The following is an 18,345-nucleotide window of genomic DNA, read 5'->3' on the forward strand; positions in this document are numbered from 1 at the left end:
GGGCTGTGCCCCACGACACGGACACCGAACGGCCCCGACCACACGTACGCGGTCGGGGCCGCGACCGTTGCCCGCGTGGGGGCCGCCGTCGCGGCGGCCGTGCGCTACGTCGAGGGTGGACAAGCCACCACACGAACCCGGTACCGGTGCCGACGACGGGTACTCGAGGCGGGTTCGGGGGAGCGATCTTCGCCTCGACGTGGGCTCGGTGAGTGTTGCGGGGCGGTCGGTATCACGGGCGGGTCACCGTCGGCGTAAGTGAACTCCGCGGCGGGGGCGATGGTCGGACGATGGGGGATGACGGCGAAGGCGCAGGCGTGGGTGGGCGGTGTGGTGGCGGGTGCGGCGCCGGCCGGACTGGCGGTGTCCCTAGCCGGGGCGCGACGCGAACGCCCTGCGTCGCGCGGGCAGTCGGTCCAAGGCAGCACGATCGGCGGCGGCATCGCACAGGTGTCCGGCGCTGGCGGCAACGTGCGAATCACCCGCCGCGGCACCGAACCGGTCGTCCCGCCGCCGATGATCCGGCCCGGGGCGTTGCCGCGGACTGCGCCGGCCGGATGGCTCGAGACGTCGGACGAAGCACGCGACGCCTGGGGGGCGGTGCCCGAGTGCGGGGCACCGTGCGGGCTTCGAGCGTTTCACCGTCGCCACAGCATCGGGCCGGACCCGACCACCGAGAACCGACGCACCGGCCTCGAACCACCCGGCTCCACACGTCGCACACCCCACCCGGCCCGCAAACCCATCCCGCTCACGACCGACGTCTACGCCCTGGACGCGGAATGGCAACGGGATGCAGTGGAGTACGGAAACGAACAGCGCTGCGACGGGGCACTCCAGGTCGAGGGTGGCGCGGAGGTCGCGGTGGTCGAGGAACTGCCGGATCCCGTGCTCGCGCGCCGGCATCCGGACCGCACGTCGTAGGAACGCGCGGTCGTTGAGCGCGAGGGCGCGGATGTGGGGGGCGACGCGCAGGAGTTTCGAGCAGGCGCGGCGGTCGGCGAGGTAGTTGTCGGTGCTGCCGAGGAGGTAGCCGTGCATGCGGGCGACGCTGGGGGTTTTCGTGTCGATCGGAAGTGGGCCGGAATCGGTGTCCTGGTCCAGGGTGTCCCCTCGACGTCCGCGCCACTCCCCCGCCGGGGTGACACGCCCCCAAGCTAGGGAACCGGGCATCCGGTGGTGGGCAACTCCTGTGGGTGAACGCGGGTTTCGGGGCCTGTTCGTGCGGCGCCGGCGCGGATTCGGGCGCACGAGGGCGCGCGGCGTCGCGTTCTCCGGTGATCGTCAGACCCGGTCGTGCAGGGTGCCTCGTGGTCGAAGGCAACGATGTGGCGCACGCGTTCGAGCCGGTCGACGTCGACCGGTACCGCCACCGCTCCGCCGATGAAAATATCACCCTTTCTTCTTAAAGAGGGCAACTCACAGGATGGATGGTGACAAGCTGATTTGGCATCGTAACGCCAGGTATTTCAGGGCGACTTGCATACTGCTCGTGCGCCCGGTGTTTCGTTGCGTTCGTGACGGGCCGGCCCGGTCCTCGTACAGCGGCGGCCCGCACGGACAGGACTTCGAGATGTCCCAGGGGAGGAACACCTTGCCCATCCGAATTCGACTGCCGCGCGGCTTCGCCGCCATAGGCACCGCCCTGCTCGCCACCCTGTTCGCCGCGGTCGCCGTTCCGCTGACGGCGTCAGACGCCGCAGCGGCATCCCCCATCTGCCTGAGTGGCAAACTCCAGTACGACTACCAGTCGGCCGAAGCCGGCACGAACAAGCCCACGATGACCAAGCCGGTCCGTAAGGCGAACGCCCAACTGTGGGGCAAGGAGAAGTCCACCGACGCCCCGCGCCAACTCACCCCCGACTACCAGTACACCGGCGTCGACGACGGCGGCTTCAACCTCTGCTACACCCCCACCTCCACCACCTCGATGAGCAGCATGTGGGTGCGGTTCCACACCGAGAGCACCAAGCTGTGGAAGGTCGGCAACACCACCGGAACCCCCTACACCCTGGACTCACCCACCCAGGCCGACATCTCCACCGGCGTCAACCTCGGCACCCTCAAGCCGACCGCCGGCACCGCGCGGGCCTGGCACGCGTTCGACACCGTCAACCTCCTGTGGTCGAGGCGCAACAACTCCGTCAGCGACTGCTGGTCCACCCACGAGGCGAACAACAACGCCTGCACCGAACTCAACATCCGGTGGACCGCCGACTCGGTCGACGGTCCGTTCTACGACCTGGCCAACACCGTCCACCTCTCCGCCGCCGACCCCGACTCCGAGCACACCGTGCTCCACGAGGGCGGCCACTTCCTCCTGCATCGCCTGTACGACGGGTGGTGGCCGAACGTAACCGGCTGCAACCCGCACTACATCGAGAAGGCCAGCTCCGGCACCTGCGCCTGGGTCGAGGGCTTCGCCGACTCCGCCGCCGCCTACCTCCTCGGGGACTACCGCTACGTGTGGCCCAACGGCGACAGCCGGAGCTTCACCTACTCCACCGGCTGGGACACCGGGGACCAGGTCCAGGGCAACGTGGACGGCTCGCTGCTCGACCTGTGGAACAACATCGACGGCGGCTGGAACGGCACGATCAGCGTGCTGACCACGCACACTCCCTCGACATTCGCCGACTACTTCAAGGCCGTTCGGCCCACCGCCAACCCCCCGCTCGCCACCACCGGAAGCGCGCTGACCCGCCTGGCCGCCCACGCCATCGACTACGGTCCCACGATCGTGGGCGACGGCCGAACCCACGCCCTCACCAACGGCGGCGGTCTGGCCATGGAACGCGTCGGGCAGTGCGGTGCGTCCGGCAGCGCCCCCGCCAACCTCTACACCTACGATCCCACCAGCACCAGACAGCAGTGGACGCTGAGGGCGAACGGGAACGGCACGGCGAAACTCATCGACGGCTGCCCGGACGCACTCGTGCTGACCGCGCCCTACAACGCCGGCGAACAGGCCACCCTGCGGGCCGTCAACTCCTCCAACGCCTGGCAGGAATGGCAGGTCACCCAGAACAGCAGCGGGACCTTCACGATCACCAACCCGGCCAGCGGATTCACCCTCGACAGCGCCTCCGTCACCATCGGCGCCGCCGTCATCACCAAGCCGACCGCCAACACCACCACCCAGAACTGGGCCGCGCTCAACTGACAGCCGACAACCCCCATGGCGCTCCTGCGGCCTCCGGCCGTCGGAGCGCCCCTCTTCGGTACGGCCCGACCCCGCCCACCGGCTCGACACGGCTCGCCCGGCAAGAGCGGAACCACGAGGTCTGGGCAGTCGCGCAACGGCGGCCAACTCCTCCGAGGCCCCCTCTCGGGTAAGTGCGCCTCGTGCACACCCGGTTGACCCGGCCGGGTCGCGTTCCGCCGGACGTCCCGGCAGGTCGACGCCCCGGGCGTCCCACGGTGTCCCAGCGGCGCGAACTTGGCGGGCCCGGCATCGAAATGGCCGGCCGGCTCCGTGGGGTGGGGGGAGCGGGACGGGGCAGACCTGAACGCATCGTCCTCCGCGCGAACGCACGAGGGGCGGGTCCGCCGCTCACGCGAACCGGAGCCGGAACCCCCACGCGGATGTCAGAGGCGAATCGCGGGATGGTCACCACGAGCACTCGAAGCCCGCCGAGATCGACCTCCCCGTCCTGCGGCCCGGGTCGGCGCAACTCGGGCACGGGAGGGTGACCGGTTCCGGGGTGACCGGGGCGTGTCTCGAGGCCCCGAGCGGATGGCGGCCGGCGGCAGCGCGCGTTCGGCCATGACCAGGTGCAGGGCGGCGGCGGGTACGTCCAGGCCCATCAGGCCGGCGGTGGTCAGCGTCATGCCCAGGCGGTAGTGCAGCACGACGGCGTCGGCCTGGTCGGGCGGCAGGGCCCGGTGCAGCGCGTCGCGGACGGCGTCGGGGGCGACGGCGGCGGCAAGGGTGGTGTGTGCAGGACGCGCCAGGCGCGTCCTGCCGGGTCGGCGGCGCGCAGGATCTCATCCCAGCACTCTCGGGCGACGGGGAGGATTCGGCCATCGCATGGCGAAATATCGCTTTGTGGTACCGGGTGATTGCGAAGTGTGATCTGATCGGGACCTGGCAGAGCCGTAAGCAGTGTCAGGTCACGCGCGTAGAGGGCGAGGGGCGTCTCGTGCCGTTGTCCGGGGTGGATCCGCTCGTCGGTCATGCGATGCGGAGGGGAATTCGTCCCGCGCCCGGATAGGGCCCGACTCCCGAGGCGCGCCCGGCCGTCGTGACCCGAGCCGCACTGCCCGGCCGCCGGGTCGCCCGGTCGACCTGTTGTCCAGCCGCTCCGCTGCTTTGCACATCCGAGATGTCTGGAGTCTGCGATGGCCATTCCCGTGCCACCCGGCCCCCACGCGAGGGTGATCTTCGTCGGTGTCGGTCAGGGTGACTGCACCCTGATCATCTTCCCCGACCCACCGCACGGCACCGGCGAGGTGGTGTTGATCGACTGCGGCTCCACCAAGGGCGCACGCTGCCTGATCACCACCCCCACGCAGGAGGTCGTGGACGCCCTCACCAATGTCAAGCGCCTCCTCGCCACCTTCGTGCCGAGGAAGACGATCGACTACCTGTTCATCTCGCACGCCGACGAGGACCACTACAACCTGCTGGTGCGCGCGCTCGACGGATTCACGGTGAAGTCCGCCTACTACACCGGGGTGCTGGAGGACTACCAGAACGGTCGCGACAAGTCCGGCGGTCTACCGAACGCCACCTACCGGTGGCTCCAGGCCAACCGCGCGCAACCACTGCCCAATTCCCTCGCGTTCAGCGGACCCCCGGCCGGCGGGGGCACCGGGGTGCCCTGGCAGTACGGTCAGCCGATCGTGCGCCTGGGCACCGACGAAGGGCTCTACGCCGTGGCGGCCAACGCCACCGGCACCTACGCGACGCGCAAGGCGAAGTGGGAGAAGTGCCTGGCCCCGGCGACGGATCCGCACGAGAAGACGCGCCTGCGGAAGGAACTGGAACGCTACGACCCGAACCCGGACAGCGCGGTGCTGGCGCTGGTCTACAAGAAGGCCGTGATGGTGTTCGCCGCGGACTCGACAGTGGTCACCGAGGACTTCATCCTCGCCAACTGGGCACCCCGGCTGCCCTCGGCGAACGTCACCCTCAAGATGGGGCACCACGGCAGCGACACCTCCTCCCGCGAGCGGTGGATCAAGCTGATCAAACCGCAGCGGCTCACCGTCAGTTCCGGGACCAAGTCCTTCAACGGCTCGGGTATCCCCAAGATCAGCCACCTGGAACAGGTGAAGACGTGGTCCGGCGTCGTCCAGCCCGCCGAACCGCACGAGTACACCTACTTCGACGACCGGGCCGCGCCGAACCCGTCGTTCCTGGTCGATCAAACCGACCGGGCCGTGTTCACCTCGCAGTTGATGGTCAACCCGGACTGGACGTCCACGACACCGGACGACGAGCGCTTCATCTGCGGCACGTGGCATCTGACGCTCGACGCCGCCGGCAACGTCATGATCGGCTACTGAGACCCGGAGGGACAACGCCATGGCGCTGACCACAGACGAACTCCGGCGCAGGTTTCCCACGATCGGCGGCGAATTCCGCCTGACCGCCGCGGAACTGGCCGTGCCGGGCACGGAAGACCTCTTCGGCACCTACCTCGGCGGCCCGCTGACCGTGACCGCAGTCACCGCCGTCGACCCGGAACACCTCACCCTCTCCGGGGCGGTGACCGTGCCCGGCCTGACCCCGGGCGCCGCGGCGACGGTCACCTTCACCGCGAACACGACGGCATCGCCGCCGGTGGTGGCCGGTCTGACCGTCGACGTCACCCTGACCACCGCGCCCGACCCGGGCGAGTGGGAGATCGACCTCCCCTACCTCCAGCTCGAAGCCGGCTTCCTGCGCGCCTACGGCTTCGACCGACTGTTGTTGGTGTTGTCCGCCGAACCCGGCGCCGACGACGTGGTATCCACGGTCGCGACCGTGGGCGGCGACCTGCCGTTCGCCGCCGGGGAAGCGGCGCTGCGGTTGCGCACGCTCGTGCAGACCGGGCCGGCCGCCAGTACGTACACGTTGCACGGCGCGTTCGCCGGAGTGGGCTTCACCACCCTCGGCGACCTCGGCCAACTCGTCCCGGGAGTACCCGCCGGCGGCTTCGTGCTGCCCGACCTGCCCGGCCTGCCGCTCCCGGCCACGCTCGAACTCCTGGAAGTGAGCGTCGTGTTCACTCCCGACGCGCAGCGCGCGGCGGCCGGGCTCGATCCCGTGCTCGGCGCGTCGGTGCGGGTGGGCATCCCGGCCCGCTGGGACCTGATCCCCGGCGTGTTCGACGTCGAGGAGATCGACGTCGAGTTCGGCATTGCGTCCCCGCGCAGCACCGGGGCGAACGTGCATGCCCGGCTCGGTGGCGTTCTGCGCATCGGTGATGCCTTCGTCGGCGTGTCCGTCTCCGTGCCCGAACTCGACCTCACCGCCGAGTTGCTCCAACCGCTCCCGCTCGCCGACGTGCTCGCCCTCTTCGTACCCGGCGCCCAGATCCCCACCGGGACGGTCGAGGCGTTCGGGGCGTGGCTCGACGCGCGGTCGAAGGACTTCGGCGTCGAACTGGACCTGGCGGGCGACTGGGAGATCGGCGACGTCTTCGCGCTCACCGGCATCACGCTGTCCGTCGAGGGCACCGGGACCGCCGGCCGCACCGTCGGGCTGAGCGCCGAGGCCGCCGTCGGCGGGACCCGGCTGAGCATCGCGGCCCGCTACGACAACGGTCTGTGGCGATTCTCCGGCATCGCCAACGATCTGGTCCCCGCCGACCTGTTTGCCCTCTTCGACGTGACGCCACCCGCTCTGCTCGCGGACCTGACGGTACGTGAGACCAGGGTCTCGTTCGACAGCGGCGGCCGGGAATTCGACCTCGGCTGCTCCTGTGTCTTCCCGCTCGGCGACGCCGACGCCGTGCTCGACCTGACCGCCCGGCTGACGCGTCGGGCGGCCGGCGGGTACGACAAGAACGTCGCCGGCACGCTGACCGTGCAGGTCCCCGACGGTCACGACGCCCCGCGCACACTGGTCTTCGCCGTCGAGTACCACGAACAGGGCCCGGCGGCGACGATCACCGGGACGTGGCACGCGGACGAAGGCGTCGCGCTGACCGACCTGGTGGCCGCGCTCGGTATCGAACTGCCCGACCTGCCTGCGGTGTTGCGGCCCGTGCTCACCGCACTGTCGGTGCGGTACGAGTCCGCGACGGGCCGGGTGCTGCTGACCGCCTCGACCGAACACACGGGCTGGGTCTACGCCGCCCGCCCCGGCACCGGTCCGGGCACGCCCCGGGTGCACGCGGCGGCGGTGCGCGCCCGGCTCGGGGCACGCGCCTCGGACCTGCCGCTGGTCGGCGAGGCGATCCCGCCCGGCGCGGACCTCGTCGTCGACGGCATCGCCTTCACCTCCACGCCCACCGGCTGGGACGCGCCGCAGGCCGCCGCGATCAACGACGCGTTGCACCGGATCGACTCCGGCCGCGAACGTCGACTGCCGCGCTTCGCCGGCGGCACCGCGGCCGGGCCCGGCTTCGCCGTGCAGATCGAGCTGAGCATCGGCGGGGTGGCGCAGGACCCGCTGCTGCTGCCGATCACCACCGGCCCCGGCGGCACGCTCGTGGCCGCCGCCCGAACCCCGCTCACGGTGCACGCGGCACCGGCGGACACGGGCGCGCGCGACCTCGACCTGACCTTCGGGGCGGTGCGGATCTCGCGAATCGGCGTCGGCCTCGCGGACGGGCGCATCCTCGTCGCGCTGGACGCCGTCCTGTCGGTGGGCCCGGTCCGGCTCGTGCTGATGGGCCTCGGCCTGGGCATCGACGGGGAGTTGACCGTCTCGCCCCGACTGCGCGGCGCCGGTGTGCAGTTGGACCGACCGCCACTGCGGATCAGCGGCATGGTCGAGCGCCGCACCGGCTCGGAGGTGGCCCCCGGCCTGACCGAACAGTTCATCGGACTCGCCTCCATCGAGACCGGATTCTTCGCCCTGCACGCCGCCGGCTCGTACGCCAAGGCCGCCGACGGCTGGTCGTCGATGTTCCTGTTCGGCGAACTCTCCGGCGGCGAGCGGGGGTTGTTCGGCCCACCCCCGTTCCGGGTGATCGCCCTCTCGCTCGGCTTCGGCGTCAACAGCACCGTCCGCACCCCGACCATCGCGGACGTCGGCACCTTCCCGCTGGTCAACCGCCTGGACGGGAGCGGCAGCGGCGACACCCCGGAACAGGTGCTGGAGAAACTCGCCGGTCCCGGCGGCTGGATCACCCCGCGCGAGGGCCGGTACTGGGGCGCGGGCGGCATCGAGTTCAGCTCGTTCGAGTTCATCCGCTCCCGGGCGTTGCTCCTGGTCGAGGGTGGCGAACAGTGGAAGGTGCTGCTGATCGGGCGCACCACGATCGACCTGCCGCGCAACAAGGCCGCCGCCAAACCGATCGCCCGCGTCGTGATCGACCTGGCCATCGGATACCACCACGACCACGGCCTGTTCTCGATGGACGCCGTCATCGCGCCCGGCTCCTACGTCATCGACCCGGCGGCCGAACTCACCGGCGGCCTGTCCCTGTACATCTGGGGCAAGGACCGCACCGCCGTCGGCGGCGGCAAGGGCTTCGTGTTCACCCTGGGCGGCTACCACCCGCGGTTCAAACGACCCGCGTACTACCCCAACCCGCCTCGCGTGGGCTGGCGTTGGGCGATCGGGCCGGTGGCCATCCGCGGCCAGGTGTACGCGGCGCTCACCGACGGCGCGTTCATGGCCGGCGGCGAGTTGTCCGCGAACTACGACAAGGGACACGGCATCAAGCTGCAAGCCTGGTTCACCGCCTGGCTGGACGCGCTCGTGCAGTGGAAACCCTTCTACTTCGACCTGTCGATGGGCCTGAGCATCGGCGTCGCGGCCACCGTCAAGGTGTTGTTCATCCGCGTGCGGGTGTCCCTGTCGGTCGGGGTGTCGCTGGACCTGTGGGGGCCGCCGATCGGCGGCCGGGCCCGGATCAAGGTGTGGTTCATCGGCTTCACCATCGGCTTCGGCACCGACCGCGCCGGTGTACCGGCGATCGAATGGCCCGAGTTTGCCGTGCAGTTGCCCGCGCCGCTGTCGATCGCCCCGCTGGCCGGACTGCTGGTCGACGTCGACCCGGAGGAGACCGCGAGCCGGTCCGCGGCGGGCGAGCCGCTGCTGGTCTCCGGCGACGGATTCACCGTACGCACCGAGTCCGCCGTGCCCGCGAGCCACATCACCCTCAACGGCAAGACCTTCGCCGGCAGCGCGGACGACACCATCGACATCCGGCCGATGGGCGCCAAGGGACAGGGCGTGGTCTCCGAACACCACGTCACGCTCGAGCGGTTCGACACCGAGTACACCCCCACCGGATGGCGCGTCACCGTGCACCGGCAGGACATGCCCAAGGGCATGTGGGGCGCGCCGTTGGGCAAGCCCACCGACGTGCTCGACGGCGACGGCCTGCTCACCGACCGCCCGGCCGGCATCACCTTCGAGATCCCCGAACCCGAACTGGGCCCCACCGTCGGCTGGGTCGACGGCAAGGCACTGAAGGCCGACGGACTCCCGGACGCCGAGATCCCACGACTGGGCGCCCACCCGGAGGGGCCGCCGTCGATCCCCGACGACGAGGGCGAAGGCAGTATCCGCGCCATCGTCGACCCGGAAACCGGCATCGCCGCGCGCACCACCGCCGAACGCCGCGCCTCGGTACACGCCGCCCTGGCCGCCCTCGGCCTCGCCCCCGGCACCGACGACCCGCCGACCCACTACGCCGACCTCGCCAGGAGCACGTTCACCACCGCGCCCATGACCACCACAGCCGAGAGGTGAACCGACGTTGAGCGGTACCGAAGACCTCCTCGTCGCCTTCCACGACTACCGTCGCCCGCTCGCCCCCGCCGGCGTCTACACACTCACGGCGGAGCACCACCTGACCAAGGGCGGCAACCGGGTCGACGCGAACCCGGCCATCCCGACCGCCACGCGGCAGTTCGAGATCCGCGCGGTCCGGTTCGTGCTCGACCCGGCGTCCGTGCACGCCCACTACCCCGCCGAGGGCGCCTCGGGCGACTTCCGCCGTACCCTGCCGCACATCACGCTGGACCGCTCCATCCTGCCCTGGGAACGGCTGACCAAGGGCCGCGCCGTACCCGAACAGGCGCCCTGGTCGGCGCTGATGGTCTTCCGGGCGGGCGAACTGCCCGACGACCCCGAGGGAATGGGCCGCACCACCACCCGTACCGTCGCCGAACTGCGCGACCCCGGCGCCGGCATCCTCGGCCCCGACCTCAGCGACGAGGGCATCACCCCGGGCGTCGCGGCGAGCCGCTGCCAGAGCATCGACGTGCCCGCCGCGCTGTTCACCGCGCTTGTACCCCGTGAGGAGGAACTGCACTACCTCGCCCACGTCCGCGACGTCGCCACCAAGCCGCGACTCCTCGACGACGGCGAGATCCCGACCGAGGGTCGGTACGCCGTCCTGGCCGCCAACCGGCTCCCCCGGCACACCGGCACCTACACCGCGCACCTGGTCTCCCTGGAGGGCTTCGACGGCAAACTCGACCCCGGCCGACTGGGCGCCGACATCCGGTTCGTGCGGCTGTGCGTACTGCACTCGTGGACGTTCACCAGCGACCCGGCCGGCACCCGCGACGCCGCCGCGCTGCTGGGCAACCTCGTCGCACCCGCCCGCACCGACCGGGAGAACCTGGCGCTGCGCCTGCGCCCGAACGGCGAGGTCGCGGCCCGATCCACCGGGGACGCCGAGGACTACACCCGTCGCCGACTGCACCTGGGCTATACCCCGGTGCCGTACCGGCTGCTGTCCGGGGAGACCACCTACGGCTGGTACCGCGGCCCGTTCGTCCCGGTGATCGCTGCCGAGACCCGCGACTTCGCCCGGGACGAGCCCAAGACCACCGCCGACCACGCGTTGATCTACGAACCCGAACACGGCCTGTTCGACGTCTCCTACGCCGCCGCCTGGACCCTCGGCCGCACTCTGGCGCTGAGCGACCCCGACTACAGCGAGGAGATCACCCGCGCCCGGCGCGAACTCGCCAACACCGCGGCGACCGTGATGGCCCGAGCCGCGGCCGGCCGGGCGCCCGCCGACGGCGACTCGGACGGGCGGACCCTGCGCGAGTTGGCCGATCCCGGCTTCGCCGCCCGCCTGCTCGACGCACTCGGCCGCCCGCCGGCCACGCCCGACCGGGCGGCCCCGACGCCGACGCGACGCCGCCGTACCCGCCCGACCCGGCAGGGCGCCCGCGCCGCACTCGCGGCCGAAGCCGCGACGGCGGCCCTGACCGCCGCCGCCGAACGACACACCCGTACCCTGCCGGCCTGGCTGGACGAACTGACCCTGCTGCGCCGCGTACCGTTCAACTACCTCGTCCCACACCCCGCGATGCTCCCCCCGGAATCGATCAGACTCTTCCGCATCGACGAGAACTGGATCGAGGCACTGCTCGCGGGCGCGCGCGACGTCGGCGTACACAGCTCCCTCGACGCCCTCGTCGACACCGCGCTCACCGCCGCCGTCGACCAACGCCGCACCCGCACCCGTACCGGGGCGGCCGGCCGCGCCGGACTGCTGATCCGCTCCGAACTCGTGCAAGCCTGGCCGGTGTTCGACCTCCTCGCGAGCATCGCCGGCGCCGACGTCGGCGAACTGCGCCGCGACCACCTCGCCCCCGACACCCTGCTGGTGCTCCTGGACGCCGTCCCCGACGAGATCGTCATCCGCGAACCCGGCCAGGGCATCCACTTCGGCATCGACAGCAAGGAGGGGGCCGGCGACAACAGCGTGATCAACCTGCGCGACCACCGGCCCGGCGACAACCTCGGCCACCCGCTGCGCCGCAACTACCCCGCCGAGGGCGGCCTGCTCACCCGCCACCTGCGCCTGCCGCACGAGGGCGACGTCCCGCAGGTACTGGCCCTGCGCGGCGACCGGGGCCTGGTGCCCGCGCTCGCCGCCGGGCTCGACCCCGCGCTGCGCGACCTCGCCCCCGGCGAGTTCGCCCTGCAACTCGTCAACGCCCCCGTCGAGCAGCGCCTGACCCTCGACCCCGCGCCGGACCGGGAGAGCGCCCGATGACCGACACCGACCCGAAGACCCACGCCGACGCCACGACCGGCGGCGCCTCGACGGCCGACACCGACCTGATCGTCCCCGTCGAGGTCCACGCGCTCCTCGCCACGCGTGACGTGGCCGCGTACGACGACTTTCGTCGCTGGAGCCCGCGCTACCCGTGGACGTTCGCCGAGGAGTTCCGCAGCAACGCCGAACCGCCCGTCCAGTACGCCGAGGGCAACCCCGAAGAGGGCATCCACGTGCAGTGGCAGTTGCCCGAGGCGCTGAGCACCGGCGTGATCGACGCCGCCACCGGTGTCAGCAAGTTCCCGCTCGTGCCCAACCGTTGGCTCGTGGTGCGCTACGCCGAGGTGCGGGGCACGCTGAAGGCCGCCGGGTTCCTGGTCCACTCCGACTACTTGGAGAAGGCCGACGGCGGGCCCGTGGAATCGGCCTTCACCCCGTTCGTGGACCCGGCCTCCCCCAAGGAGCGGCCCCGCGCCGACTACATCGGCCGGGTGCATGCGCTGAGCGAGGGGCCCTGGCGCGAACCGGCCGCCCGGCCGCTGTTCCTCACCGCCATCGGCAGCGGACTGCCCGCGTTCGCGGCGTTCGCGCCGTACCACGAGAACGTCTTCCTCTTCCACGACACCCTCGCCGACCTGAAGGCCAACGACAACTACCCACCGCCGTGCACCGTGAGCTACCAGGTGATCGGCTGGTACAGCCGGGACGACGCCGACATCCTCGCCACCGCCCGCGACATCGCCGGCCTGCTGCCCCCCGATGCCGACCCCGACGACCCGGCGGACGTGCTCCGGGCGCTGGGCTGGGCCGCACCCGACGGCATGCCGAGCACGATCACCCGCACCCGGTACGTCGGTACCGCCCTCGGCATCCCCTGGGACCGCGAGGGTGGACACCCCGAGTCCGACCGCCCCGCGAGCGGAAACGTCAACGTCGCCATCGGCCACAGCACCGCCGACGCCGTCGCCGCGCTCGCCGCGCAGCCGACCGGCGACACCGACCTCGCCGACCGGGTGCGCGCCCTGTTCCACGGCAACCCCGACGAACTCGACCACCCCGACGGGCAGGTCTCCCTGGACGAGATCACCCGCCGGTCGTGGTTCAGCGGACACGACGGCGGCGCCCGCTGGCAGGTGGTCAACCGGCCCGGCGGACAGACCGACAACCAGGCCCCACCGCCCGCGCAACCGGACTGGATCGCCGACCTCAACGGCGACCAGGACGACTACGACCGGGCCGGCCACGACCTCGCCGCAGCGCAGTGGCGGCTCTGGCGCCTGTGGTGGTTGCGCCACCTGCCCGAGACGCGCCGCCCGCTCGACTTCGACCTCGACGAAGCCGCCTGGGACGCGCGCATCCGGGACGCCGGCACGCGGGTGACGGACTGCCGGGCCGAACTCGAACGACTCGCCCCCAAGGTCCCGCACGGGCTCACCCCCGAAGCGCTCCAGGCCGCGATCGATCGCCACGCCGAAACCCGCGAACTGCCCGCCGAGTTGGAGCTCAAGCGCACACCTCGGCAGAGCTACCACAGCCCTGCCGACCCGGTCCTCGCGCTCACCGGCTCGGGTACGTCACAACCGCTCGGCCGGGACGAGGACGACCCGCTGCCCTGCCGATTGCCGTCCCGGCTGCTGACCCGGGTGAAGATCAACGGCGTCTGGGCGGACGTCTCCGCAACCCCGTTGCTGCCCGCCAACACCCCCGAACTCCCCGGCGACATCGCGGCGTTGGTGGCGGAGTTCGCACTGCTCGACCGGGCCGTGCGTACCCCGGCGGCCGGTGGCGAGCCCGCGCGCACGGCGCTGCACGCCGTCGTCGCCGACCGGGACGCCAACTCCGTGGGTCCGTGGCCCGAATACACCGGGGTGTGGCGGCAACCGTGGCTGCCGCTCTACCTCCAGTGGGAGGTCAAGTACTGCGCCACCCCGTACCGGAGTCCGGACACCACGCTCAACTGGGAGTTCGGCCCCGGCCGCGACGGCGACCCCGAACCCGACATCCACCGCTACCGCTGGAAGGGTACGAACGCGGCCGAGGGCGACGGGGACGGCGGCCGACGGTGGACCGCATTCGGCGCGCGTGCCTTCGTCACCCCCTCCACCCGCTACGTACTGCGCGAGCAGGCGCGCCGACTCGCCGGCCACGCGCCGCCGGAGCTTGCCCGGCAACTACGGGACATGCGCGAGGAGTTGGAGACCCTGGATGTGCTCTCCCAGAGCCTCGACGGCTTCCACGACTGGCTCCTCCAGCAGGACGGCGCCGCCCAGGCCGTCACCGACGAGTCCGTCCTGGCCCTGGCCGGCGAGACCAACCACGTCCCCGACGGCGCGGAGGGTCATGGCACGCGGCGTTTCCAGCCGGTACGGGCCGGCCAGTTCCACTTCATCGAACTGATCGTCGTCGACCGCTTCGGCCGGGTGTGCTCGCTGGTGCAGCCGGTCGGCAGCCAACCCATCCACTTTCCGCTCGTGCGGGCGGAGAGCGTGGTGCCGGATCGCGATCTGTTCCTCGACCCGCCCGGCCCGCAGCGCTTCGTGCAACTGCCGCCCCGGATCGGGCAACCGGCCCGGGTGCGGCTGGATCCCGTGCCGCTGCGGGTCGACGAGCCGCCTGCGGAGGTGGATGGGGCCGGGACCGGGGCCGTCGAGGTCGCGGGATCGGCCGGCGCCGAGACGCCGGTGGCCGGGTGGCTGCTGGTCAACCACCTCGACCGGACCCTCCTGGCGTACGGCCCCGACGGGGAGCCGTTGGGCGAACTGCGGGTGGTCCGCGACGTCGACAACATCCGTACCACTGCCTGGAATACGCTTCCGCACGCGCCGTTCCGCCACCCGGACGACGACGACTTCGCCGCCGCCTACCCGCACCTCGCGGCCTTCGCGCGCGGCCTGCTCCGCCACCAGCCGGCGGCGTTCGAGGCACTGACCGAGACGATCGACACCGCGCTCGACCACATCGTCGAGCCCGCGCCCGACGAGGACCGGTCCCCGGCACGGTTGATCGGTCGCCCCATCGCACTCGTCCGGGCCCGGCTCAACCTGGACCTGATGGGTGAGCCGCTGAGCGACCCGAGTTGGAAACGTGCGCTCGTGCCGGCGGGCGAGCCCTACCCCGACGAGCGTGAGTACCCCGACTACCGCGACTACCCGGACTATCGCTGGACCGTGCGCCTGGGCGATCCCGACCGGCTCTCCGACGGGCTCATCGGCTACTTCGCCGCCGACGACCACGACCTGCGCACCCGGTACCACCGCTTCCACGCCGTCGACCCGAACGGTCCGGCCAACACGTACGTCACGGCGATCGGCACCGGCGCCCACCTCACCGTGCCGGCGCGGCCCGCCGATCGTCCCGCCACCCATCACCTGACCCTGCTGGCCTGCCCGCACACCGCCGTGCACGCCACCACCGACATCCTGCCCGTCGCCGAGGTCGGGGTGGACGCCGACACCACGCATCGGGCCCTGGCCCGGATCCGCGCCTCGTTCCGGCTCAACCCCCTGCTCGCCCCCGACCGCTTCGGCCCGCCCACCGCCTCGGCTTCCGCCGAGGCCGGTGCCGGGCATCCCGCCCCCGCGATGGTCGACGGCGACCCGAGTACCTCCTACGAGAGCGCCGAACCGCCGGTCGCCGGCGACTGGGTCGGCCTCGACCTGCACGTGGAACGGGAGGTGGAGGGTGTCGACATCCTCCTCGGCAGGGCCGACGGCAGTGGTATTCCGGCGGCGACCGAACTGGAGGCATCCGCGGATGGCGAGCAGTGGACCGTGTTGCGGGGCTACGGCCGGGTGGCCGAGATCCACCACGATGTGGAACCCCCGCTCGCCGTGCGCTTCCTGCGGCTGCGGTACACCGCCGTTGCCGACGAGCCTTGTGCGGTCCGGGAGTTCGGCGTGCGGGCCGAGCCGCCGGACAGTTCCCTCGTGATGCCCCGTCCCGCCGCCTGGCACGGCGAGTGGACCTGGGCCGAGCCGATCGTGGTGGACGGCGCGGCACTGCCGCACTGGGACGAGCACGTCATCCACAACGCGGACCCGTTGTCCCACCCCGACGCGCCCTTGCCGGTGGCCCGTTCGGGCTACCTCCAACTGCAACCGGCCGGGTCGGTGCGCAGGCGCGCTGCGGCGGCGGGCGGCGGGGGTTCGCCGGCTCCGACGGTGGCCCCGACGGCCGCCCCGGTTGCACCGGTCGCCCCGGTCGAGGAAGGAAGTGCTTCGTGACCAGCCCCGATTCGGCGCTGCTGCTCCCGTACCGCTTGGAGCACACCCCGGCGCCGGCCACCCGACCCGAGGAGACGGCCCTCCACCGCGTCCGGCTCACCGTCGGCGACGACCCGGAGGGCCGCACCGCCTGGCCGGTGCGGTGCGCGCGGATCGCCCTCGCGCTCCCGACCGCCCCCGACGCGGTCGTACGGACCGGCGAACCCGTGATCCTGCGCACCCGACTGGACGTGCGACGCGGCCCCGGGCGCGGCCGACAGTGGCTGGTCGAAACCGGCACCACCGACCCGACCACCACCCTCCTCACCCTCACCCCCGCCGAACCGGCCGGTTTCGACGGCAGTTGGACCCTCACCCTCATCCTCGACATCAGCACCCCGCTCGGCACCCTGAGCCGGATCACCGAGGACACCGCGCCGGGTGACGGCCCCCCGCAGCGCCGCGCCGGGAACACCACCCTCACCACCGCCACCGCCACCGCCACGCCGTCCGAGAGAGTTGGAGAGCCGTGACCACCGCCGCCCTTCCCATGCTGCTCCCGCCCGCCATGGTGCCCGAGCCGGGGACGCCGAACGTCTCGACGTTCGCCAAACCGGAGTACGCCAAACTGACCCTCACCTACGGCAAGGTGAAGTCGGGCGGCACCTGGCCCGTGCACTGCAAGTGGTTCAAGGTCCGGATCCCGACCGGCCGTCAGGCATCCGCGCTGACCAGCGAACCGGGACTGATCAAGTACGAGTCGACCGTCCCCGCCGGCAAGCGGCAGTGGACCGTGGACCGCGACACCCGCGACCCGAACCAGGTGATCTTCACGTGTTCGCCGCCGCCGGACGAGCCCGCCGCGTTCGACGGAACCTGGAGCGTCGTCCTGGAGTTGTGGGGCATCGAGGTCAACGGCGGTGTCGGCCCGGTCGACATCGTCTGGGAGGAATCGACGTCGACCACCGGAGCGACCGGCCGCTTCGAGGAGCGCGAGGGCCGAGGCGAAGTGCGCAAGCGCGACGACTCGTTCTACCTGCACAGCTTCCGACCGGCCACCGTCGCCATCGCCCGCAACACCAAGGCCACCCTCCTGTGGGACGGCACCCCACACGCGACGTACACCATGTACTACCGCAAACCGGACGGCACCCAGGGCTCCGCCCCGGCGAGCAACGGCAGTTGGACCTCCCCGGTGGCCCTGGTCGACGACTCCAGCTTCACCCTCGAAGCCAAGATGGGCAACGAAGTCCGCTACCTCACCACATACATCAAGGTCAACACCCCGGACATCGCCGTCACCAGCGTGGCGGCCCCGACCACCGCAGGCACCATCGCCGTCAAGAACACCCTGGCACTCGAGGGCAAGGCCGGGCTGACCATCCCGCAGAACGGCGGCCAGATCACCGTCTTCGGCGCACTCACCGCGAAGGCCGGCCCGGCGGCAACCACGGGCGAGCTCACTGCCAACGGCCCGCTCACCACGAACAGCACCATCACGGCCAAGGGCAACGTCACCATCGAATCGGGCAAGTCCCTGACCGTCAACGGCAACGTCACCGTCGACCCCGGCGCCAACGGATACATCTGGCTCAAGACGGGCCGCCTGGACATCAAGGACACGGCCAACATGAACGTCTACGGCACCCTAGCCGTCATCAAGGTCAAGTCCACGATCAACGGCGCCTTCACGGTCGAGAACAGCATCAGCCAGACGTCGGGTTCGATCAGCACGACCGGCAACATCACCGCAGGCGGTCACCGGGTGCTTCGGGCGAATGACACGCTGCGCTTCATCAGCCACACGAACAGGCACCTCGAGGAGAGGGCAGGGGGTTCGCAGGAGTACCTGCCCGTCGAAACCTGCAAGACCCTCTACGCGAACTCCTACTGGAAGACGATCCACGTCTCCTCGTCCCGCGCAGCCGAAGGAACACCCGAGAACGACCAGGAACCCGTGGACATCGAGCAGGAGAAGGAGATGCCGACCGCCGACACGGAGACCTGAC

Annotated in this window: 8 protein-coding genes and 1 pseudogene; 8 read left to right on the forward strand and 1 reads right to left on the reverse strand. The window is 71.4% G+C overall.

Translation table 11 applies throughout. The annotated features are described in order from the left end of the window. Positions 1-297 precede the first annotated feature (297 nt). Positions 298-924: a hypothetical protein gene (locus ACWGR4_RS40835; protein ID WP_452131407.1), complete on the forward strand. Its 627-nt coding sequence runs from the start codon at positions 298-300 to the stop codon at positions 922-924. On the opposite strand, the pseudogene ACWGR4_RS40840 reads toward ACWGR4_RS40835, so the two are convergent. Beyond that, positions 925-1,173: pseudogene (locus ACWGR4_RS40840) on the reverse strand (SAM-dependent methyltransferase); the annotation flags it as partial. Between the two features lie 421 nt (positions 1,174-1,594). Between ACWGR4_RS40840 and ACWGR4_RS40845 the strand changes: the two are divergent. The 7 genes from ACWGR4_RS40845 to ACWGR4_RS40875 all read left to right on the forward strand — a co-directional run bounded on the left by ACWGR4_RS40845 (position 1,595) and on the right by ACWGR4_RS40875 (position 18,344). Beyond that, complete coding sequence (locus ACWGR4_RS40845) at positions 1,595-3,163, forward strand: hypothetical protein (RefSeq protein ID WP_380005681.1); 1,569 nt, start codon at positions 1,595-1,597, stop codon at positions 3,161-3,163. 1,178 nt (positions 3,164-4,341) lie between these two features. Next, positions 4,342-5,511 (forward strand): ComEC/Rec2 family competence protein, encoded by a 1,170-nt coding sequence (locus ACWGR4_RS40850; protein ID WP_452131398.1) that lies wholly within the window; start codon positions 4,342-4,344, stop codon positions 5,509-5,511. Positions 5,512-5,530: 19 nt separating this feature from the next. After that, positions 5,531-9,859 (forward strand): DUF6603 domain-containing protein, encoded by a 4,329-nt coding sequence (locus ACWGR4_RS40855; RefSeq protein ID WP_452131399.1) that lies wholly within the window; start codon positions 5,531-5,533, stop codon positions 9,857-9,859. Positions 9,860-9,866: 7 nt separating this feature from the next. Next, positions 9,867-12,131, forward strand: coding sequence for a hypothetical protein (locus ACWGR4_RS40860; RefSeq protein ID WP_452131400.1), 2,265 nt, complete (start codon positions 9,867-9,869; stop codon positions 12,129-12,131). Further along, the gene (locus ACWGR4_RS40865; protein WP_452131401.1) at positions 12,128-16,357 is read left to right on the forward strand and encodes a discoidin domain-containing protein; all 4,230 of its coding nucleotides are present in this window, start codon (positions 12,128-12,130) and stop codon (positions 16,355-16,357) included. Before ACWGR4_RS40860 ends, ACWGR4_RS40865 begins: the two co-directional genes overlap by 4 nt. After that, complete coding sequence (locus tag ACWGR4_RS40870) at positions 16,354-16,869, forward strand: hypothetical protein (RefSeq protein WP_452131402.1); 516 nt, start codon at positions 16,354-16,356, stop codon at positions 16,867-16,869. Before ACWGR4_RS40865 ends, ACWGR4_RS40870 begins: the two co-directional genes overlap by 4 nt. After that, positions 16,866-18,344 (forward strand): hypothetical protein, encoded by a 1,479-nt coding sequence (locus ACWGR4_RS40875; RefSeq protein ID WP_452131403.1) that lies wholly within the window; start codon positions 16,866-16,868, stop codon positions 18,342-18,344. The genes ACWGR4_RS40870 and ACWGR4_RS40875 overlap by 4 nt, the downstream gene beginning before the upstream one ends. The last annotated feature ends 1 nt before the right edge of the window (position 18,345 follow it).

It is taken from the genome of Embleya sp. NPDC055664 (assembly GCF_053618075.1).